This window comes from Sphingopyxis sp. PET50 (assembly GCF_025244705.1).
Taxonomy (GTDB): Bacteria; Pseudomonadota; Alphaproteobacteria; order Sphingomonadales; family Sphingomonadaceae; genus Sphingopyxis.
The window spans coordinates 1,139,226-1,158,427 of record NZ_CP104207.1; the positions used below are offsets into that span (position 1 = coordinate 1,139,226).

At 65.0% G+C, this 19,202-nt stretch carries 19 protein-coding genes, 1 tRNA gene and 4 pseudogenes; 19 read left to right on the plus strand and 5 right to left on the minus strand.

All coding sequences use genetic code 11. The features are described from left to right. The first annotated feature begins 37 nt into the window (after window positions 1-37). The 8 genes and pseudogenes from N0A20_RS05895 (at window position 38) to queE (ending at window position 6,804) form a co-directional block, all read left to right on the plus strand. Window positions 38-490 (plus strand): Lrp/AsnC family transcriptional regulator, encoded by a 453-nt coding sequence (locus N0A20_RS05895; RefSeq protein ID WP_260583033.1) that lies wholly within the window; start codon window positions 38-40, stop codon window positions 488-490. Window positions 491-626: 136 nt separating this feature from the next. Further along, the gene (locus tag N0A20_RS05900; RefSeq protein WP_260583035.1) at window positions 627-1,613 is read left to right on the plus strand and encodes an LLM class flavin-dependent oxidoreductase; all 987 of its coding nucleotides are present in this window, start codon (window positions 627-629) and stop codon (window positions 1,611-1,613) included. A 120-nt stretch (window positions 1,614-1,733) separates the two neighbouring features. Beyond that, window positions 1,734-2,921: an aspartate aminotransferase family protein gene (locus N0A20_RS05905; protein ID WP_260583036.1), complete on the plus strand. Its 1,188-nt coding sequence runs from the start codon at window positions 1,734-1,736 to the stop codon at window positions 2,919-2,921. Beyond that, a complete protein-coding gene (argF, locus tag N0A20_RS05910; protein ID WP_260583835.1) occupies window positions 2,918-3,844 on the plus strand; it encodes an ornithine carbamoyltransferase in 927 nt (308 codons plus the stop codon). Before N0A20_RS05905 ends, argF begins: the two co-directional genes overlap by 4 nt. Beyond that, window positions 3,841-4,756, plus strand: a pseudogene (locus tag N0A20_RS05915) (Hsp33 family molecular chaperone HslO). The gene argF and the pseudogene N0A20_RS05915 overlap by 4 nt, the downstream one beginning before the upstream one ends. A 125-nt stretch (window positions 4,757-4,881) precedes the next feature. Next, on the plus strand, window positions 4,882-5,292 hold the full coding sequence (locus N0A20_RS05920) for a hypothetical protein (protein WP_260583037.1): 411 nt from the start codon (window positions 4,882-4,884) through the stop codon (window positions 5,290-5,292). Between the two features lie 184 nt (window positions 5,293-5,476). Next, complete coding sequence (gene queC, locus N0A20_RS05925; protein WP_260583038.1) at window positions 5,477-6,169, plus strand: 7-cyano-7-deazaguanine synthase QueC; 693 nt, start codon at window positions 5,477-5,479, stop codon at window positions 6,167-6,169. Between the two features lie 2 nt (window positions 6,170-6,171). Then, the gene (gene queE / locus N0A20_RS05930; protein ID WP_260583039.1) at window positions 6,172-6,804 is read left to right on the plus strand and encodes a 7-carboxy-7-deazaguanine synthase; all 633 of its coding nucleotides are present in this window, start codon (window positions 6,172-6,174) and stop codon (window positions 6,802-6,804) included. Between the two features lie 349 nt (window positions 6,805-7,153). On the opposite strand, the gene lipB is transcribed toward queE, so the two are convergent. Then, entirely contained in the window at window positions 7,154-7,807 is a 654-nt protein-coding gene (gene lipB / locus N0A20_RS05935; protein WP_260583040.1) for a lipoyl(octanoyl) transferase LipB, read from the minus strand. A gap of 304 nt (window positions 7,808-8,111) precedes the next feature. Between lipB and N0A20_RS05940 the strand changes: the two genes are divergently transcribed. Further along, a complete protein-coding gene (locus N0A20_RS05940; protein WP_260583041.1) occupies window positions 8,112-8,756 on the plus strand; it encodes a glycerophosphoryl diester phosphodiesterase membrane domain-containing protein in 645 nt (214 codons plus the stop codon). Between the two features lie 128 nt (window positions 8,757-8,884). Next, entirely contained in the window at window positions 8,885-9,766 is an 882-nt protein-coding gene (locus N0A20_RS05945; RefSeq protein ID WP_260583042.1) for a hypothetical protein, read from the plus strand. 55 nt (window positions 9,767-9,821) lie between these two features. On the opposite strand, the gene hemF is transcribed toward N0A20_RS05945, so the two are convergent. Both hemF and N0A20_RS05955 read right to left on the minus strand, forming a co-directional pair. Next, on the minus strand, window positions 9,822-10,682 hold the full coding sequence (gene hemF / locus N0A20_RS05950) for an oxygen-dependent coproporphyrinogen oxidase (RefSeq protein WP_260583043.1): 861 nt from the start codon (window positions 10,680-10,682) through the stop codon (window positions 9,822-9,824). Next, window positions 10,679-11,138: pseudogene (locus N0A20_RS05955) on the minus strand (tRNA (cytidine(34)-2'-O)-methyltransferase). The gene hemF and the pseudogene N0A20_RS05955 overlap by 4 nt, the downstream one beginning before the upstream one ends. Before the next feature lie 223 nt (window positions 11,139-11,361). Between N0A20_RS05955 and petA the strand changes: the two are divergent. The 4 genes and pseudogenes from petA (at window position 11,362) to N0A20_RS05975 (ending at window position 14,634) form a co-directional block, all read left to right on the plus strand. After that, window positions 11,362-11,919 carry a ubiquinol-cytochrome c reductase iron-sulfur subunit gene (petA, locus tag N0A20_RS05960; RefSeq protein ID WP_260583044.1) on the plus strand — a complete coding sequence of 186 codons (558 nt, stop codon included), beginning with the start codon at window positions 11,362-11,364 and terminating at the stop codon, window positions 11,917-11,919. 13 nt (window positions 11,920-11,932) lie between these two features. Then, window positions 11,933-13,213 carry a cytochrome b gene (locus tag N0A20_RS05965; RefSeq protein ID WP_260583045.1) on the plus strand — a complete coding sequence of 427 codons (1,281 nt, stop codon included), beginning with the start codon at window positions 11,933-11,935 and terminating at the stop codon, window positions 13,211-13,213. 31 nt (window positions 13,214-13,244) lie between these two features. Beyond that, window positions 13,245-14,055, plus strand: a pseudogene (locus N0A20_RS05970) (cytochrome c1). Between the two features lie 24 nt (window positions 14,056-14,079). Further along, window positions 14,080-14,634 carry an adenine phosphoribosyltransferase gene (locus N0A20_RS05975; protein ID WP_260583046.1) on the plus strand — a complete coding sequence of 185 codons (555 nt, stop codon included), beginning with the start codon at window positions 14,080-14,082 and terminating at the stop codon, window positions 14,632-14,634. Window positions 14,635-14,928: 294 nt separating this feature from the next. On the opposite strand, the pseudogene N0A20_RS05980 reads toward N0A20_RS05975, so the two are convergent. Continuing rightward, window positions 14,929-15,700 (minus strand): annotated as a pseudogene (locus N0A20_RS05980) (DUF1134 domain-containing protein). Window positions 15,701-15,947: 247 nt separating this feature from the next. Here N0A20_RS05980 and N0A20_RS05985 point away from each other — a divergent pair. Continuing rightward, window positions 15,948-16,040, plus strand: a tRNA-Ser gene (locus tag N0A20_RS05985). A gap of 7 nt (window positions 16,041-16,047) precedes the next feature. On the opposite strand, the gene N0A20_RS05990 is transcribed toward N0A20_RS05985, so the two are convergent. Next, on the minus strand, window positions 16,048-16,374 hold the full coding sequence (locus N0A20_RS05990) for a hypothetical protein (protein ID WP_260583997.1): 327 nt from the start codon (window positions 16,372-16,374) through the stop codon (window positions 16,048-16,050). Window positions 16,375-16,677: 303 nt separating this feature from the next. Here N0A20_RS05990 and N0A20_RS05995 point away from each other — a divergent pair, with 303 nt between their 5' ends. The 4 genes from N0A20_RS05995 (at window position 16,678) to N0A20_RS06010 (ending at window position 19,173) form a co-directional block, all read left to right on the plus strand. Then, window positions 16,678-18,156 carry a helix-turn-helix transcriptional regulator gene (locus tag N0A20_RS05995; RefSeq protein WP_312846605.1) on the plus strand — a complete coding sequence of 493 codons (1,479 nt, stop codon included), beginning with the start codon at window positions 16,678-16,680 and terminating at the stop codon, window positions 18,154-18,156. 132 nt (window positions 18,157-18,288) lie between these two features. Then, window positions 18,289-18,480, plus strand: a complete 192-nt coding sequence (locus tag N0A20_RS06000) for a CsbD family protein (protein ID WP_260583048.1) — start codon at window positions 18,289-18,291, stop codon at window positions 18,478-18,480. A gap of 63 nt (window positions 18,481-18,543) precedes the next feature. Beyond that, a complete protein-coding gene (locus tag N0A20_RS06005) occupies window positions 18,544-18,789 on the plus strand; it encodes a hypothetical protein (RefSeq protein WP_260583049.1) in 246 nt (81 codons plus the stop codon). A gap of 27 nt (window positions 18,790-18,816) precedes the next feature. Beyond that, complete coding sequence (locus N0A20_RS06010; protein WP_260583050.1) at window positions 18,817-19,173, plus strand: hypothetical protein; 357 nt, start codon at window positions 18,817-18,819, stop codon at window positions 19,171-19,173. Window positions 19,174-19,202 lie beyond the last annotated feature (29 nt).

A 19,202-nucleotide genomic window follows, 5' to 3' on the forward strand; every position in this document is an offset into this window, starting at 1 on the left:
GCAAAGATCGGCTTTGATCGGGTAAACTCTGCAACCTATGACCAAGATGGATGCCATTGGCCGCAAGATATTGCACGAACTGTCGCGCGACGGGCGAATCTCGAACCTCGAACTCGCCGAGCGCGTGGGGCTGTCGCCCTCGGCCTGTCTGCGCCGCGTGCAGGAGCTCGAACGCAGCGGCGTCATCAAGGGCTATCGCGCGGTGATCGATCCCGCGAAGCTCGGGCTGACCTTCCTCGCCTATGTGACCGTCGGCCTGTCGTCGCACACCAAACAGTCGCAGGCCGATTTCGAGGCAGCGATGGCGGTGGCGCCCGAAGTGCGCGAATGCCACAATATCACCGGCACGATCGAATATATATTGCGCGTCGAGGCGGCGGACCTAGTGGCGTACAAGCATTTCCACACCGAGGTGCTGGGCGTGCTGCCACAGGTGAATGCGATCACCACCTATGTGCTGATGGGATCACCGAAGGACGAGCGGGCATAACGACACGTCGCCCCCGCGAAGGCGGGGGCCGCTATCAGCCTTCTCCTTCGCCGCTGCGCAAACCGATTGCGGCCCCCGCCTTCGCGGGGGCGACGAGGTGCTTGAACCTCACCCCTCGCGACCGCATATCCGTTTCATGCTGAAACTCTCCCTGCTCGACCTCGTCCCCGTCACCGACACAGGGACGATTGCTCAATCGCTCGCCAACGCAGCTGATCTTGCGAGGCACGCGGAGGCACTCGGCTATGGTCGCTATTGGGTTGCCGAGCATCACGGCATGGCGGGCATCGCCAGCGCAGCGACCTCGGTCGTGCTCGCGCATATCGGGCACGCGACCTCGACGATCCGCATCGGGTCGGCGGGCATCATGCTGCCCAACCATGCGCCGATGGTGATCGCCGAGCAGTTCGGCACGCTGGAAGCGTTGTTCCCTGGCCGCATCGACCTTGGCCTCGGCCGCGCGCCGGGGTCCGACGGTGTCGTCGCCCGCGCGCTGCGCCGCAACCTCGCCAGCGACGAGCGGCAATTCCCGCAGGATGTCGTCGAACTGCAGGCCTTCCTCGCCGGCGACGAGCGGCTCGGCATCCGCGCGGTGCCGGGGGAGGGGACAAATATTCCGATCTGGATCCTCGGGTCGAGCCTGTTCGGCGCGCAGCTGGCGGCGATGCTCGGATTACCCTATGCCTTTGCGAGCCATTTCGCGCCCGATGCGCTGGACGAGGCGCTCGAACTCTATCGCCGCCAGTTCAAGCCGTCGGAGCAATTGTCGGAGCCTTATGCCGCCGCCGCGTTCAACATCTTTGCCGCCGACACGCGCGAAGAGGCCGAACTGCTCGCCTCGTCGCAGCAGCAGGCGTTCGTCGCGCTGCGCACCGGCAACCCCGGCCGGATGAAGCCGCCGCTCGCGGGTTACAAGGACAGCCTGCCGCCCAATGCGCGCGCGATCCTCGACCATGTGTTGCAATGTTCGGCGGTCGGCACCGCCGACGATATTCGCGACGGGCTCAAGGCCTTCGTCGCGCGCACCGGCGTCGACGAGGTCGTCGTGGCGTCCTCGATGTACGATCACGGCGCGCGCAAACATTCGGTCGCGCTGGCGATGGAGGCCGCGAAGTCGCTTTGAGGCGCCGTGTTGACGCGGATCGGGCGGCGGCAGTATAGGGACCGCCCGACCGAGGGCGGCCCATGAGGGGTCGCCTTTTTGCTTTGGCCGGACGTTCTTGGTTCTGGAAAGGTGCCCGACATGTCGATCACGCCGCTGATGCCCGTTTACCCCCGGTGCGGCGTGCGTCCGGTGCGAGGCGAGGGCGCCTATCTGATCGGCGAGCGCGGCGAGCGCTATCTCGACTTCGCGAGCGGCATCGCGGTCAACCTGCTCGGCCACGGCCACCCGCATCTGACCAGGGCGATCCAGGATCAGGCCGCGACGCTGATGCATGTGTCGAACCTCTATGGCAGCCCGCAGGGCGAGGCCTATGCGCAGCGGCTGGTCGACAACACCTTCGCGGATACCGTCTTCTTCACCAATTCGGGCGCCGAGGCGGTCGAATGTTCGATCAAGACCGCGCGCGCCTATCATTCGAGCGCGGGCAACGCGCACAAGCACACGCTGATCACCTTCAACAACGCCTTCCACGGCCGCACGCTCGGCACGATCTCGGCGACCAACCAGGAGAAACTGCGCAAGGGTTTCGACCCGCTGCTGCCCGGCTTCGCCTACGCGCCGTTCGACGACGTCAACGCGGCGCTCGATCTGGTCGACGACAACACGGCGGGCTTTTTGCTCGAACCCGTGCAGGGCGAGGGCGGCATCCGTCCGGCGTCGCAGCCCTTCCTGCAGGCGCTGCGCGACATCTGTAACGAACGCGACCTGATGCTGATATTCGACGAGGTTCAGTGCGGGGTCGCGCGCACCGGCACGCTTTATGCCCATGAACAGTTCGGGGTCACCCCGGACATCATGGCGAGCGCCAAGGGTATCGGCGGCGGCTTCCCGATGGGCGCGTGCCTCGCGACCGAAAAGGCGGCGCGCGGCATGGTGATCGGCACGCACGGTTCGACCTATGGCGGCAACCCGCTCGCGATGGCGGCCGGGCAGGCGGTGCTCGACGTGGTGCTCGAGGACGGCTTCCTCGAAGGCGTCAGGGCGACCGGCGAGCGGCTGCGCGGGGCGCTCGAACAGCTTATCCCGAACCATGACAATCTCTTCGAGAGCGTGCGCGGCATGGGGCTGATGCTCGGCATCAAGATGAAAAGCGACAGCCGTGCCTTCGTCGCGCATCTGCGTGACAACCATGGGCTGCTGACAGTGGCGGCGGGAGACAATGTCATCCGCGTCCTGCCCCCGCTCAACATCGAGGAATCGCACATCAACGAATGCATCGAGAAACTGTCGGCGGGCGCGGCGAGCTATACGCCGCCCGAAGCCTGATGCCGCACTTTCTGAACCTGTCGGACGCGGGCGGCGACGCCGTCGCGGCGATGCTGGCGGACGCGATCGACCGCAAGGCAGCGCGCGCGGGCTGGCCGAAGGCAAAGCCCGACGCCGATAAGCCGCTCGCCGACCATGTGCTGGCGATGGTGTTCGAAAAGAATTCGACGCGCACGCGCTGCTCGTTCGACATCGCGATCCGTCAGCTCGGCGGCGTGCCGATGATCCTAGACGCGGGCACCAGCCAGCTCGGCCGCGGCGAGACGATTGCCGACACCGCGCGCGTGCTGTCGCGCTACGCCGACGCGATCATGATCCGCACCGATCATCACGACAAGATCGAGGAACTGGCGCATTTCGCCAGCGTGCCGGTCATCAACGGCCTCACCGACCTGTCGCATCCGTGCCAGATCGTCGCCGACCTGCTGACCATCGTCGAAAGCGGCAAGGCGCTGCCGGGGCTCGAGCTCGCCTGGCTCGGCGACGGCAACAATGTGCTGGCATCGCTGATCGAGGCGGCGGGGCTGTTCGGCTTCAACGTCCGCGCGGGCGTGCCACAGGGTTATGAACCCGATGCGGCCTTCGTCGAGGCGGCGCGCGCGAAGGGCGCCCGCATCGACATCGTCCGCGACGCGCGCGAAGCCGTGGCGGGCGCCGATCTGGTCGTCACCGACACCTGGGTGTCGATGGGGCAGGACCATGCGCACAACAAGCTGGCGGCGATGGCGCCCTACCAGGTCGACGAGCGGCTGATGGGCGCGGCGAAGGGCGATGCGCTGTTCCTCCACTGCCTGCCCGCGCACCGCGGCGAGGAAGTCGTCGATGCGGTGATCGACGGATCGCAATCGCGCGTGTGGGACGAGGCCGAGAACCGCGTCCATGCCCAGAAATCCGTGCTGCTGTGGACGCTCGGGAAATTATGAGCGATACCGTCGAAACCTGGTTCGACCAGCCCTTGGTCTTCACCATCGCCGAGCGTCACGTCCGCGGGCGGCTGGTGCGGCTCGGGCCGACGCTCAACACAATCCTGAGCGCACACAGCTATCCGCCGGTGGCGGAGAAATTGTTGGCCGAGGCGCTGGTGCTCACCGTGCTGCTCGGCTCGACGCTCAAGACCGACGGCGGGCAATTGACCTTGCAGGCGCAGACCGGCGGCGGGCCGGTCGAGCTGCTGGTGTGCGACTATCGCGGCGGCGAACTGCGCGGTTATCTGAAATTCGACGCCGAGCGGCTGGCCGAGGTTGGTTCCGATCCGACGCTCTTCGCGCTGTTCGGTGAGGGTTTTCTCGCGATCACCTTCGACCAGCCGCGCGACCGACGAGCGCTATCAGGGCATCGTGCCGCTCGAAGGATCGTCGATCGGCGATGCCGCCGAACATTATTTCGAGCAGTCCGAGCAGATTCCGAGCCTCATCACGCTCGCCGCGCGCCACGATGCGGAGGCGGGCTGCGTCGCCGGCGGGCTGCTGCTCCAGCACCTGCCCGAGGGCGAGGTCGGGCGCGACCGGCTGCATGTCCGTCACGATCACCCCGAATGGGAGCATGCGCGCACTATCGCCGCGACGCTGAAGCCCGAGGAACTGACCGATCCGGCGACCTCGCTCGAAACTCTCGCATGGCGGCTGTTCCACGAGGATGAGGTACGGGTCGAATCCGGTGCCACGGTGTCGCGCGGCTGCCGCTGCAGCACCGAATATTTCGCCGGGGTGCTGCGGCAATTCCCGGAGGCCGAGCGAGCCGACATGGCCGACGAGGCGGGCGATATCGTCGTCGATTGCGCCTTTTGCTCGCGGATTTTCCCGATCCCGCTGGCCGAGATCGCCGCTCCCGACTGACCCGATGCGCGACGAAACGAAGCGATTTGGCGCCAAGCGGTTGAAATCGCGGCATCGAAACGCTATTTCATCACAACAGGGTCGCATGTTTGCCCGCGACATGGGCAATCGTTGGATAGGTGTACATGGCGATCTTCTCCCACCCGATCAAAGCGCTGCTGGCGGTTGCCGCCGTGTCCGCAGCCCCGGCCGTGCCCGCGCAGGCGCCGTCGCTGGCGATGCTCGACCAGCTCGAAAAGGGCAGCTGGCAACTGCGCGAACGCGGCAATATGACGGTGGCGCAAACCCTGTGCTTCGGCGATCCGCGGCGGCTCATCCAGATATTCCATCCGCGCGCCAATTGCTCGCGCTATGTTATCGAGGACAGCCCGAAGTCGGTGACAGTCCATTATACCTGCCCGGGCGCCGGGCACGGACGCACGACGATCCGCTCCGAAACCAACCGGCTGGTCCAGATCGACACGCAGGGCATCGCCGACGGCAAACCCTTTTCGCAGGCCTATGAGGCGCGACGGAGCGGGGCCTGCACGAACTGATCGCCGGACCGTAACGGTTCGTTAACCATAGGCTGCTATCGCCGACACACGACGCACCGATGTGTGTCCTTCTCCCTAACGGCTTTCATGCCGAACTGGGCCGTACTGCGAAGGCCGTGCGGCCCGCTTTCTTTGCCGCGGCGCAGCACTTGCGCCCCCGCGGGCGCAGGCCTATCTCGCGGCGATGCAGGATCTTGCCGGAAAGACGCTGATTGTCCTCCTGTCGGGCGGGCTCGACTCGATGGTCTGTGCCGGGCTCGCGCGCGAAGCCGGGGCGCGGATCGTCGCGCTGACGATCGACTATAACCAGCGCCACCGCGTCGAACTCGAATCGGCCGCGCGCATCGCCGCCCATGTCGGAGCCGCCGAGCATATCGTCTTGCCGCTCGACCTGCGCCGCTTCGGCGGCTCGGCGCTGACCGACGATATCGCGGTGCCCAAGGAGGGCGTGGGCCCCGACGTCCCCGTCACCTATGTGCCCGCGCGCAACCTGATCTTTCTGTCGCTGACGCTGGGGCTCGCGGAGGCGCGGGCTGCGCGGGACATCGTCATCGGGGTCAATGCGCTCGATTATTCGGGCTATCCCGACTGCCGCCCCGAATTCATCGCCGGGTTCGAGCAACTCGCGCGGCTCGCGACGCGCGACGGCGACAAGGGCGTCGATTTCCGCATCCACGCGCCGCTGCAGCATATGACCAAGGCCGATATCGCCGCCGAGGCGGCGCGGCTGGGCATGGATGCGGGGATGAGCTGGTCCTGTTACGACCCGGCGCCGGGGGGCGAGCATTGCGGGCTGTGCGACAGTTGCCGGCTGCGCAGGAAGGGCTTCGCCGACGCGGGCCTCGCCGACCCGACCCGCTACGCCGCGCGGGGCTGATCATGGGCTATGCGGTCAAGGAAATCTTCCTCACCCTGCAGGGGGAGGGGGCGCAAGCCGGGCGCCGCGCGGTGTTCTGCCGCTTCGCGGGCTGTAACCTGTGGACGGGGCGCGAGAAGGACAGGGGCAAGGCGATCTGCCAATTCTGCGATACCGATTTCGTGGGCACCGACGGCACGTCGGGCGGCAAATATCGCGATGCCGCGGCGCTTGCCGCGACGATCGCCGAAAGCTGGGGCGCGGGAACGGCCGACCGCTATGTCGTGCTGACCGGCGGCGAGCCGATGCTCCAGGTCGACGATGCGCTGATCGACGCGCTCCATGCCCAGGGTTTCACCATCGCGATCGAGAGCAACGGCACGTTTCCGGTGCCGCGCAACATCGACTGGATCTGCATCAGCCCCAAGGCGGGCAGCGACCTGGTGCAGACGAGCGGCGACGAACTGAAGCTGGTCTGGCCGCAACCGGGCAGCGATGTCGAACGGCTCGCGGGGCTCGATTTCGGCCACTTGCTCGTCCAGCCGCTCGACGACCCGAACGCCGCGGCCAATGTTCAAGCGTGCATCGATCTGGTGATGGCCGATCCGCGCTGGCGTCTGTCGCTCCAGACGCACAAGAGCCTCGGGTTGCGCTGAGCCCTATTCGTCCGCCTTCTTTGCGGGCGCGGGCGCTTCCGCTTTCTTGGCGACCGGCGACGAAATGACCTCGCCTTCGCCGCCGGCTGTCCTCGCTGTCGCCTTCCCCGGTCGCTTCCTCTTCCTTCTTCTCGGCGGGCTTGGCCCTGCCGTCGTCGGGGACACTGTTGTCGATCGCGGTGCCGTCGCCGCTCGCGTTGTCGAGGATGATCATTGAATCGCTGATCGTGCCGGGTTCCACCTCGACCGCGTCGAGCTTGGTCGTGGTCTTGCCCGAAGGTTCGCTGCCGCAGGCGGCGAGGGCGAGGATCAGGAGCGAGGGGAGGAGGATGCGCGTCATGGTGGCATCCTAACCGCTGGCCGAAATTTTGTCGAGAAAGGCGGGAAGCGCGCGTTCGAGCGCCGCATCGACTTCGGCGAAGCCCGCCGCCTTGCCGAGCGCGGCGAGGCTGGTCACGGGAAATTCGGCGATCCCGCAGGGGATGATGCCGCCGAAATGCGACAGGTCGGGCGCGACGTTGAGCGACACGCCGTGCAGCGTCACCCACCGCCTCACCCGCACGCCGATCGCTCCGATCTTGGCCTCGCGGCCTTGCGGATCGTCGGTCCAGATGCCGATGCGCCCCTCGGCGCGGCGCGCGGCGACGCCGAGTTCGGCTAGCGCGTCGATCACCCAGCCTTCGAGCGCCGAGACATAGGCGCGGATGTCGCGGTCGCGTTTGGCGAGATCGAGCTGGACATAGCCGACACGCTGGCCGGGGCCGTGATAGGTGTAACGCCCGCCGCGCCCGGCGTCATAGACGGGGAAGCGCGGGTCGAGCAACTCGGCCGGGTCGGCGCTGGTGCCCGCGGTATAGAGCGGCGGATGTTCGAGCAGCCAGATGCGCTCGCTCGCCTCGCCCGCATGGATCGCGGCGGCCCGCGCCTCCATGTCGGCGAGCGTCGCGGGATAGTCGGTCAGGCCGGGCGAAACGATCCATTCGGGCTGCGGGAGAGGGCTCATCGCGTCGCCTGTTGCCCCTGTGCGAGACAGAGTGCAAGGGGCGAGGGTTAAATGGTTAACAAGGCTGGACAAGCGGGGCCGGGCGGGCCAGTCTCCGACGCCCAACGACGATCAAGCGACGGAGTCACGATGCCGAAATTCGACATGGGCGCGGCATGGGAAGACACGGTGGTCCTGCTGAAGTCGCACAGTGCGCTGACCCTCGTCATCGTCGCCGTTTTCTTGTTCCTGCCGACGCTGGCGCTCGGCTGGTTCGGCCCGGCGCCGATCGAACCGCTCGGCCGGTGCGACCTTCGACCAGATCATGGCGACCTTTCGCGAAAGCATGCGGCAGATGGTCGGCTTTCAGCTGCTGGTCAGCGTGCTGGGCATGATCGGCGGGACGGCGGTCCTGCGTCTGTGGCTGTCGCGTGTGAGCACGAGCGTGGGCGACGCGCTGGTCTTCGCGATCAAGTTGCTGCCGACGATGATCGCGATCCAGCTCCTGCTCGGCGTAGCGGCCGTCGCTGTTGCCTTTCTGGCGCTGATGCCGGCCTTGGCTGCGGGCAGCAGTGCCATCGGCATCCTGCTCGCCTTCGTCGGCGTTGTCGGCTTGCTTGCGCTGCTCTTCTATTTGTGGGGCCGGCTTTCGGTCATATCGCCGGTGGTCGCCGATCGGGCGACCTACAATCCCTTCACGGCGATCCAGCAAAGCTGGCAGCTGACGAAGGACAATGGCTGGCGCATTTTCCTTTTCCTCTTCCTTGTGATCCTGGTCATCGTCGTTGCGGCACTGATCGCCTATTTCATCGTCGCTGTGCTGTCGGGAGCGGGCGAGGGCGTCGAACGATTCCTGAAAGGGGTCGTCGACGGCGGCTTCACCGCGGTGGTGGGGTTCGTCTCGCTGGCGGTCAGCGCCGCGGCCTATCGCCAGCTCGCGCTACGCGGCGGAAATGACATATTTTCGTAATCCGCACGGAAATCGCGGATTTCCGTGAGGGCAGGAAATGATCGCAAAAGAGATGATAACGCGTTAAGCAGGCACATTGGGGACGCACAAGAAGGAATAAGGAACGAATTCAGCAAGGGGGAAATATCATGGTCAAGATGAGTATCGGTGTGGCTTTTTCGGAAACCTTCGCGTTTCTGAAGGCCAATTGGACGCAAATGCTGATATGGGTCGGCGGCGCGTTGGTGGTGGTCGGATTGCTCGGTTACCTGCTGTTGGGATCGACCTTTTCCGCCTTGGCGATGGCCCCTAACGACCCCACGATCATGATGGGAGCCTTTGGCAAGATCGGCCTGTTCGCATTGATCGCCGCGGTCATCCTTTATGCGGCCTGCATGCTGATCTGGCGCGGCGGGCTGCATCCGGGCGAAGCGCCCAATTTCGGCTGGGCGCTGCAGGCTGGGCTGGCTTTCGCCTTTGGCATGTTCGTGGTGTTCATCGCCGCCTATATCGTCGTTTTCATCGTGATGCTGATTTTCGGCCTGATTTTCGGTGCCGCACTGGGCGGACTGGGCGGCTTCGGCAGCGGCATGGACGCCGGCTCGGCGGGCGCGGTCGGCGGCGGTGCGATGGCGATAGGCGCGATCCTCTACATCGGCCTGCTCGTATTCATGCTGTGGGTGCAGGGCCGCTTTATCGTCGCCGGGCCGGTGATGGCGGACCGCCTGACCCGCAATCCGATCACGGGGCTCAGCGAATCCTGGAAACTCACGCAGGCGTCGCAGTGGATCATCGTGGGTTTCTACCTGCTCTTCACGATCCTGCTCGTCGTCTATGCCTTCATCGCCGGGCTGATTTTCGGCGCGATCCTGGGCGGCATCGCGGGCAGCGGCTCGATCGTGGCCGCGCTGATTTCGATGATCATCACCGCGGCGGTCGTCTATCTGCCGATCCTGATGGTGTCCTTCTCGATGCCGGTCGGAGTCTATCGGGCGCTCGCGCCGCGCGCGTCGGGCGACGTTTTCGCCTAACCGCAAGAAAGGCGAGCCAGAAGGGGCGCTCCGGAAACGGGGCGCCTTTTTTGTTTCAATTCCATTTGGCGAGCGGCGGCAGGCTCATCAGGATCGCGTCGATATTGCCGCCGGTCTTGAGCCCGAACAGCGTGCCGCGGTCATAGACGAGATTGAATTCGGCATAACGCCCGCGCCAGATCAACTGCGCCTCGCGCTCGGCGTCGGTGAAGGGTTGGCCCATGCGCCGCCGCACGATCTGCGGGAAGATGTCGAGGAACGCCTCGCCGACCGCGCGAGTCAGCGCGAAATTGCGGTCGAACTCGGCATCGTCGCCGCATTCGAGATGATCGTAGAAGATGCCGCCGACCCCGCGATGCACGCCGCGATGCGGGATGAAGAAATAATCCTCGGCCCATTTTGCATAGCGTTCATAGACGTCGGGACCGAAGGGCGCGCAGGCGGCACGGAAGCGCGCGTGAAAGGCGTCGGTGTCTTGGCTGTAGGGAATCGGCGGGTTGAGGTCGGCGCCGCCGCCAAACCACCGCCGCGTCGTGGCGAGGAAGCGCGTGTTCATGTGCACCGCGGGAACATGCGGGTTCGCCATGTGCGCGACGAGGCTGATCCCGGTCGCAAAGAAGCTCGGATCCTCGGACGCGCCGTGGATCGACGCGGCAAAGTCGGGGGCGAACTGGCCGCCGACGGTCGAGACATTCACCCCGACCTTTTCGAACACCTGGCCCGTCATCACCCCGCGCACCCCGCCGCCGCCCTCGCCGGGGGCCAGCCCCTCGGCCTCGCGGTCCCACGGCGTATAGGCGAAGCGGGCGTCGCTGCCCGCTTCGGCCTCGATCGCCTCGAACTCGGCGCAGATCCGGTCGCGCAGCGATTCGAACCAGTCGCGGGCGGTCTGTTGCTGGGGGTCGAGCGAAATCATGCGGGAAAGCCTTTCGTCTGCCGGAGCGCCTCGGCGAGCGCGATGCCAGCCGCGACCGCGACATTCAAGGAACGAAAGCCCCGGGCGATCGGAATCGCGACGCGCGCGGTTACCGTTTGATGGACATGATGGGGAACACCCGCGCTCTCTGATCCGAACAATAGCACATCGCTTTGATCGAAATCAAAATCGGGCAGCGGCGTGGCTCCCGCGGTCGTCAGCAGCACGAGGCGCTGGCCGCCGATCCGCGACCATTGCCGGAACGCGGTCCAGTCCGGGTGGCGCCGTACATTGGCGCGCACCGCATAATCCATGCCCGCGCGTTTCAAGGCGGTGTCGGAGAAAGGAAAGCCGCAGGGTTCGATGATATGCGCCAGGCACGCCGAAACAGGCCGCGGTGCGCAGCGTGGTGCCGACGTTGCCCGCGATGTCGGGCTGAAACAGAGCGATTTCCATGCCCGCTGCATAGGCCGCAAGCCCGCGCAAATCGAGGGCCTCGAGGGGAGCGCCCGCGACGCGATCGCAAAGGGGAAATTGCCTGTTGGCAAGCCCCGGATGTGCCGCTATCAGGCCCGCAATTCCCGGAGGGGCCGCCGGGGCGCCCGCTGTCGTGCGCGCGCAAACGGGGTGGCCTTCGATCCGGGATAATTTGTCAGTTCAGCCAGGCAAGGGCAATCGAATGGCCAGTGAAACCGAACCCGCCGCAGTCATCGAAGACGGCGTGCGCCGCCGCGACTTCATCAATATCGCGGCGGTCAGCTTCGCCGGGGTCGGCGCGGGCGTGGTGGTGTTGCCGCTGATCGCCCAGATGAACCCGTCGGCCGATGTGCTGGCGCTGTCGACGACCGAAATCGACATTTCGGCGATCCAGCCGGGCCAGGCGATCAAGACAAGCTGGCGCAAGCAGCCGGTGTTCGTGCGCAACCTGTTCGCCAAGGAGATCGCCGAAGCCAAGGCGGTGCCGTTGAGCGACCTGCGCGATCCCGAAACGATCGACCAGCGCACCAAGCCCGGCAAGGAGAACTGGCTGATCACGCTGGGCGTCTGCACCCATCTCGGCTGCGTGCCGCTCGGCGCTGCGGAAGGCGAGAACAAGGGCGATTTCGGCGGCTATTTCTGTCCGTGTCACGGGTCGCACTACGACACGGCGGCGCGTATCCGCAAAGGCCCGGCGCCCAAGAATCTGGTCGTGCCGCCTTATGAATTCACCAGCGACACCGTCGTGATGATCGGCTGAGGAGCGAGATAAGATGAGCTTTCCCTGGGCCAAGAACTACGAACCCCAGCAGCCGTTGATGAAGTGGCTGGACGAGAAACTGCCGCTGCCGCGCCTCGTCTACAACGCGGTCGGTGCGGGTTATCCGGTGCCGCGCAACCTCAACTATTTCTGGAACTTCGGCGTGCTCGCCTGCGCCGCTCTGGCGATCCAGATCGTCACCGGCATCGTGCTGGCGATGCACTATGCCGCCAATGCCGGCGTCGCCTTCAACTCGGTCGAGCATATCATGCGCGACGTGAATGCCGGCTGGTTCATCCGCTACGCGCATATGAACGGCGCGAGCATGTTCTTCATCGTTGTCTATCTGCACATCTTCCGCGGTCTCTATTACGGGTCGTACAAGGCGCCGCGCGAAATGGTGTGGCTGCTCGGCGTCGTCATCTTCCTTCTCATGATGGCGACCGCTTTCATGGGCTATGTGCTTCCCTGGGGGCAGATGAGCTTCTGGGGCGCGCAGGTGATCACCGGCTTCTTCTCGGCGATTCCGCTCGTCGGCGAACCGGTGCGCGAATGGCTGCTCGGCGGCTTCGTGCCCGACAATGCGACGCTCAACCGCTTTTTCTCGCTGCACTATCTGCTGCCGTTCGTGATCGCGGGCGTCATCATCCTGCACATCTGGGCGCTGCACATCCCGGGTTCGTCGAACCCGACCGGCATCGAGGTGAAGGACGAGCAGGACACGATCCCCTTCCACCCCTATTACACCGCCAAGGATGGCTTCGGGCTCGGCATCTTCCTGCTGATCTTCGCGCTGCTGACCTTCTTCAGCCCGAACACGCTGGGACACGCCGACAACTATATCCCGGCGAACTCGCTTTCGACCCCGGCGCACATCGTTCCCGAATGGTATTTCCTGCCCTTCTACGCGATCCTGAAGGCCTTCACCTTCAACTTCCTTTGGGTCGATGCGAAGCTGTGGGGCGTGATCGCGATGTTCGCGTCGATCGCCGTACTGTTCTTCTTGCCCTGGCTCGACAGCTCGCCGGTGAAGTCGTCCAACTATCGCCCGCTGTACCGCATCTTCTTCTGGATCCTGGTGGTCGACGTGCTGGTGCTCGGCTATTGTGGCATGCAGCCGGCCGAGCAGCCCTATGTGATCCTCAGCCAGGTGGGCGCGATCTATTATTTCGCTCACTTCCTGGTGATCCTGCCGATCGTCTCGCGCATCGAGCGTCCGCTTCCGATGCCCAATTCGATCACCGAGGCGGTTCTCGCCAAGCATGCCGACGCGCCGTCGGAAGCCACGGCCTGAGCGCCGGACTTTAACAGGAGCTGATACAGCCATGGTTCGCCCGCTCGGATTTCTCGTCGGTCTCGGTTTCATCACCGCGCTGGTTTTCGCGATTTTCACGACGCCGCTCAGCAACGAAGAAAATATCGCCCACAAGTTTCACGAACACCCCAAGCATCTGAAGCTCGCGAGCGACGGCTTGCTGCCCCATTGGGACAAGCAGCAGCTGCAGCGTGGCATGCAGGTGTACAAGGAGGTCTGTTCGGCCTGTCACAGCCTGCACCTCGTCGCTTTCCGCGACATCGAGGCGCTGGGTTACACGCCGGGACAGGTGAAGACGTTTGCGAAGGGCTTCCAGGTGCCGTCGATCAACCCCGATACGGGCGAGCTCGGCGACGCGTGACGGTCTGCCGTCGGACTATTTCCCGTCACCCTATCCGAATGAAACCGCCGCCCGCGCCGCGAACAACAACGCGCTGCCGCCCGACCTGTCGCTGATCACCAAGGCGCGCGAAGGCGGCAAGGACTATGTCTATTCGCTGCTGACCGGGTTCCGCAATCCGCCGGCAAACCTGCCCGCGGAACTGAAGCCGGGCACCGGGCTGCATTACAACCCCTATTTTGCGAATCTCAATCTCGCGATGGCGCCGCCGCTGACCAAAGGCCAGGTGACCTTTGCCGATGGCACGCCCTCGACGGTTGATCAGATGGCCAAGGACGTCACTGCCTTCCTCGTCTGGACCGCCGAACCCAAACTGGTGAAGCGCGTGCAGGTTGGCTGGGCAACGGTGCTGTTCCTCGCAATGTTCAGCGTCCTCGCCTATCTGTCGTACCGCAACATCTGGGCCGACAAGAAGCATTGAGCGGTGCGGGGAGGGCGACCGACATTGATCGCCCTCCCGCCGCAACCGGACCTCGACCTCGCTTCTCTGGTCCGTACCATTCCGGACTTTCCCAAGCCGGGCATCCAGTTCCGCGACATCACGACGCTCATCGGCGATGCCGCCGGCTTTGCCGAAGCCGTGCGGCGTCTGGCCGTTCGGGCTGCTAGCTATTCGCCCGACCTGATCGTTGCGGTCGAGGCGCGCGGTTTTCTGTTCGGGGCCGCCATGGCGACTGCGATGGGACTTGGCCTCGTCCCCGTGCGCAAGGCGGGCAAGCTTCCCGGCGTCACCATCGGTGTCGACTACGAACTCGAATATGGCACCGACCGGCTGGAACTGCACGAAGGCGCGGTGCTGCCGGGGCATCGCGTCCTATTGATCGACGACCTGCTCGCGACCGGCGGCACGATCCTCGCCACCGCCGACCTGATACGGAGCGCAGGGGCGGAGGTTGCTGCGGCGCTGTTCGTGATAGACCTGCCCGATCTCGGAGGGTCGGCGCGGCTGGCGGCGGGCGGCCTAGCCTGCGAGACGCTGATCGCCTTCGACGGCGATTGATGCGAGCCGGCTTTGAGGTGGATTGCGGTTCCTTCAACGCTCGTCTTCAACATCCATGGCCACAGCTCGAAGTTGACGCTGCACGGAAGGAAACGGCAAGACCTGTCATGGACCCCGGCTTTCGCCAGGGAACGGGATCTTGCGTGCCTCAAGGGGATAATCGCCAAACAAGTTCATGACGATGCCATTTGAGGTGATATTTCGCCTGCTACCTGCCAACAGCTCAGCACCCAAAGCAAAACGCCCGCACCTTTCGGTGCGGGCGTCGCAGCGTCTGAAGGGGGGCGACGCTTCTTAGAAGGGGACCCAGTTCTGTTTCTTGCGGAACTTCATGTAGCCGACGTTCGCGCCAAGGCGGGCGCCGACGCCGACGCGGATCGGGATCAGCACGACATCGCCGCGGCGGAGGTACGACGCGTTGAAGCCACCAATCAGATAGGCGGCGCCTTCGCCCGCAGGAAAACGCTTGTAGAGATCCTGCGTGTCGAAGAGATTATAGACGAGGACGAAGGTGTTGCCGGCGTTGGCGCCCGCGTCGAAGCCTACCGACGGCCCGGTCCAATAGGCGGGCATTTCGCCCTCGATCTTGTGGAACAGCGTTCCCGAGCCATAACGGACGCCGAGTACCAGCGCGCCGCCCGCCTCGCGCCCGACGATATAGGCGTTGGGCTCGCCCTGTTTCTTGAGGATGTCCTCGATCAGGCCGGCGAGGCCCTGCGCTCCCTTGCCGAACACGCCCTCCGCGGCGCCGATCAGATCGTCCTTCTTGTACGTCGTGCCGGGCGCCGCGGTGGTCGCCGCCGTTTCAGGGCTGGCGGGATCGGTTGCGACGGTCGACGTCGTATCGGACGAAGTGACCTGGTCGCCGGTGGCGAGGTCGCTGTCATAGGAGGTTTCGCCGGTCGCGGTTCCGGCCGCACGGAGGAGAGGGCGGATTGTCGAGGTCGGCGTCGATCGCCGTGTTGGGATCGATTTCCGTCATCTGCGCCGTCGCGGGCAGCGGCGCGCATGCGAGCCCGAGCGACGCGAGGGCCGCCAGAGCGAGAGTGGAAAAAGACTGACGCATATATTCCCCCAAATTCGGGGTCCGCGATGGCAGATGCGCTGCGAACCTGTGTTTACCATGACTCCAAATGGGCGGTGGGCAATGAACCGGCGATGACCCGAGTCGATTTTGCGCCAGACCGAATCATATTGCGGAGGGAGCGGAAGCCGGGACGTCAAAAATGGCAATGTTAGGCGTTGCGGGGCGCGAGACGGCTGGCTATAGCGACCCGCCTAGGCCAGCCTGTCGTTAGCGCGACGGACCATGCGGAGACGTGGGTGAGTGGCTGAAACCAACGGTTTGCTAAACCGTCGTACTGGTAAATCCGGTACCGAGGGTTCGAATCCCTCCGTCTCCGCCAATTCCCCTTATTTTCTGTAGTTTAAGGCTTGTGGGGATTCAGGATTCCCATTTGTGGCGAGATGCGATTCACACTTTGGATGGATCGCTTTGTATTGATGGACGCCCAATGGGCGAAGATGGAACCGCATTGCAGGGGCAAGTCGACAGACCCTGTCCGTGTCGTAATAGCCATAGGTATCACGGCAATCGCGGCCCGGCTTTGCGATCTGGTTGCCGATGACCGCACGTCCGACCGCGCCGATAACCGTGCCGAGCGTCTTGTAGCCCTGACCCGCGACGACATTGCCGAGCACGCCGCCGACCGCGGCGGCGGCGCCGATGGTGGCGACCACACGGGTCGAGCGCTGCTCCTCGCAAGTCGTCTGGGACTGGGGTCTGGCATGGGTCCGCAACCGGCCGCCAGCTACAATCAGGTCCACAAAACGGGCGACAAATCGGCGTGATGGATTCGAGCGACCTCGGGAACCTCGATCGGCCTCGGACGTACCGCCAGTCGATGTCGGGAAGTTCGAAATCGCAAATGCCGCCGCGCTCGGCAGCCGGCAGGTCGGGGCGGTAATGAAGATGAACGTGAAGGCAAATAGAAACTCCTTGGGCGAATTGTCCGGTTCGCCGAAATGGCGTGGACACCCGGCTTGACCTCGCTCCGCAGCCAGTCGGTCGATCTCGGCCGCCTGCGCCAGATCGTTGCAAGCCTGTCCGAAGGCGTCATCCTGATCGGCGAGGAGGGCGATATCCTGTGGGCGAACGACACCGCGCTGCGCATCCACGGGGTGGATAGCGTCGAGGGTCTCGGCGGCGACGCCGACGGGTATCGAAAGCGCTTCCAGCTCCGCTATCGTAACAATCATTTCCTCGGAAAGAGCGACTATCCGCTTGCCCGCGTCGTCGCGGGCGAGGAATTCTCCGAAGTCATCGTCGAAGTGACGCTGGCCGTTGAGGAGGAGCCGTGCTGGATCCATCAGGTTCGGAGCCTCGTCCTCGCCGACGAGAAGGGAAAGCCAGACCTGTTCGTGCTGGTGATGCAGGACGTGTCGCTGCGCTTCGAGGCCGAGCAGCGCTTCGAGCAGACCTTCAACGTCAATCCCGCCCCGGCAGTGATATGCCGCCTGTCCGATCATCGCTATGTGAAGGTCAATCAGGGGTTCCTCGACCTCACCGGCTACACGCGCGACGAGGTCCTCGGCCGCTCGCTCTACGACATCGACGTGCTGCAGGACGCGTCGGATCTGGAGACTGCCAAGGAACGGCTGCGCGAGGGCAAGACGATCCCGCAGATGCAGGCTGATCTTTCGCTTCCCGATGGCGGCCGCAAGCTGGTTATCGTCGCGGGGCAGCCGATCGATCTCGACGAGCAGGCCTGCATCCTCTTCTCCTTCGCCGATCTCGAACCGCGGCGTCAGGCGGAAAATGAACTGCGCCACAGCGAGGAACGGTTCGTGAAGACCTTTCGCCTCGCGCCCGTCGGCATGGCGATCACTATCCAGCAAAACCACAGCCTGTGCGACGTCAACGAGGCGTTTCACCAGCTCACCGGCTATTCGGGCGACGAGGTCGTCGGGAAAGGCATGGCCGAACTCAAGCTGTGGGAGCTAGCCTCCTTCCTCAAGGAGGCCGAGGGGTTGCTGACCGAGCGTAGCGGTTTTCGTGCCCGCGACGCGCGGGTCCGCACTGCGGACGGTGGATTCGTCGACTGCCTCATCTCCGCCGAGGTCATGCCGCTGCATAACGATATGTGCGTGCTGTGGGTGATCCAGGACATTCACGAGCGTCGGCATAGCGAGCTCGAGCTGATCACTGCGATCGAGGCGGTGATGAAGGATACCAACTGGTTCAGCCGCACCGTCGTCGAAAAGCTCGCCAATCTGCGCGCGCCGCATGCGCACGCCGCTCCGGTCGAGGTCAGCGAACTCACGCGCCGCGAAAAGGAGGTGCTGAGCCTGCTGTGCGAGGGCGGCGACGACGCCGCGATCGCGAAGGAGATGGGGGTGTCGCGCAACACACTCCGCAACCATATCGCACGCGTCTATCAGAAGATCGGGGTCAACCGCCGCGCCGCCGCGATCCTGTGGGCGCGCGAGCGCGGTTTCCCGCTTACCCGGCCCATCCGCTGACCCGTCACTAGTCCTGCACTACCAGACGATTTGGTGCTTCTGCATCTTTGTCGATTGCTTCGTCCGCCTCACATGCAGGCCGTGGCGCCGCTCGCGGTGAGCGCGCCGGCATTATGCTCGAAGGAGACGGTCATGGACAGCAATCGCATCAAGGGCGAGGCCAGGAAGGTCAAGGGCTCGATCAAGGAAGCCGCCGGCAAGATCACCGGCGACCGCTCGCTGGAAGCCGAGGGCATCGCCGAAAAGGCGGCCGAGCTCCGTGCAGTCCGCCGCCGGCAAGGCGGCCGACAAGGTGCGCGACGCCACCCGCAAATGATCGGGTGATCGGCGCTGCCTGGCTGGCAGCGCTAGCTCGCCGCCGATGATGACCCCGCAGAAGGTTTTCGCATGCCCACGACAGAAGAGGACATAGCCTATTACAGGCGCCGCATCGACGCCTGCACCGAACAGGCGGGCCGCGCCGAATCGCTGTCGGCGCGCCGCGCCCACGAGGCTCTCGCGCGGCTCTACCGGGAAAAGCTTGTGGCGCTCGGCGCCGAACCCCTGGCGAGCGATGAACCGGGCGCGGTGTCCGGCACGGTCCGGCAGGTCGCCAATAAGACGCTGCCGCGGAGCAGGCCCCGCGAGTTTTGAACAACGATGATCGGGAAGGAGGCTTCCATGATGAAACATGCTCCTATCGGCGCGATGCTGCTGTTGCTGACGCTGGGCGCCTGCGAGGGACCGCAGGCGAAAGCCGGCGCCGAAAAGGACAAGGCGGCCGCAGAGGCTGCCGGCCAGACCTATAGCGGTGACGGGCCCAACGAGCGCATCGGCGCCGCGCAGGACCGCGCGGCGAACGCCGCGAAGGAGGCGCGCGAGGCCGCCGCCGCGGGGCTCGAACGGCAGGGCGACAGCATCCGCCGCCAGGCCGATGTCGAGGCCGAACGGCTCGAGCAGAAGGCCAAGGCCCTTCGCAAGGAGGCCGACGAACGCGCCTCCGCCTTCGACGCGCAGGCGGAGGCGCAGCGCAAATAGCGCGGTGTCCCGCCGATACTTCACGCACG

Coding starts and splice junctions, on each gene's coding strand:
- N0A20_RS06000 (WP_260583048.1), top strand. CDS start 18,289: ATGGACAGCAATCGCATCAAGGGCGAGGCCAGGAAGGTCAAGGGCTCG.
- queC (WP_260583038.1), top strand. CDS start 5,477: ATGCAGGATCTTGCCGGAAAGACGCTGATTGTCCTCCTGTCGGGCGGG.
- N0A20_RS05895 (WP_260583033.1), top strand. CDS start 38: ATGACCAAGATGGATGCCATTGGCCGCAAGATATTGCACGAACTGTCG.
- queE (WP_260583039.1), top strand. CDS start 6,172: ATGGGCTATGCGGTCAAGGAAATCTTCCTCACCCTGCAGGGGGAGGGG.
- N0A20_RS05900 (WP_260583035.1), top strand. CDS start 627: ATGCTGAAACTCTCCCTGCTCGACCTCGTCCCCGTCACCGACACAGGG.
- hemF (WP_260583043.1), bottom strand. CDS start 10,682: ATGATTTCGCTCGACCCCCAGCAACAGACCGCCCGCGACTGGTTCGAA.
- N0A20_RS05905 (WP_260583036.1), top strand. CDS start 1,734: ATGTCGATCACGCCGCTGATGCCCGTTTACCCCCGGTGCGGCGTGCGT.
- petA (WP_260583044.1), top strand. CDS start 11,362: ATGGCCAGTGAAACCGAACCCGCCGCAGTCATCGAAGACGGCGTGCGC.
- N0A20_RS05965 (WP_260583045.1), top strand. CDS start 11,933: ATGAGCTTTCCCTGGGCCAAGAACTACGAACCCCAGCAGCCGTTGATG.
- N0A20_RS05920 (WP_260583037.1), top strand. CDS start 4,882: ATGGCGATCTTCTCCCACCCGATCAAAGCGCTGCTGGCGGTTGCCGCC.
- N0A20_RS05945 (WP_260583042.1), top strand. CDS start 8,885: ATGGTCAAGATGAGTATCGGTGTGGCTTTTTCGGAAACCTTCGCGTTT.
- N0A20_RS06005 (WP_260583049.1), top strand. CDS start 18,544: ATGCCCACGACAGAAGAGGACATAGCCTATTACAGGCGCCGCATCGAC.
- N0A20_RS06010 (WP_260583050.1), top strand. CDS start 18,817: ATGATGAAACATGCTCCTATCGGCGCGATGCTGCTGTTGCTGACGCTG.
- N0A20_RS05940 (WP_260583041.1), top strand. CDS start 8,112: ATGGCGACCTTTCGCGAAAGCATGCGGCAGATGGTCGGCTTTCAGCTG.
- lipB (WP_260583040.1), bottom strand. CDS start 7,807: ATGAGCCCTCTCCCGCAGCCCGAATGGATCGTTTCGCCCGGCCTGACC.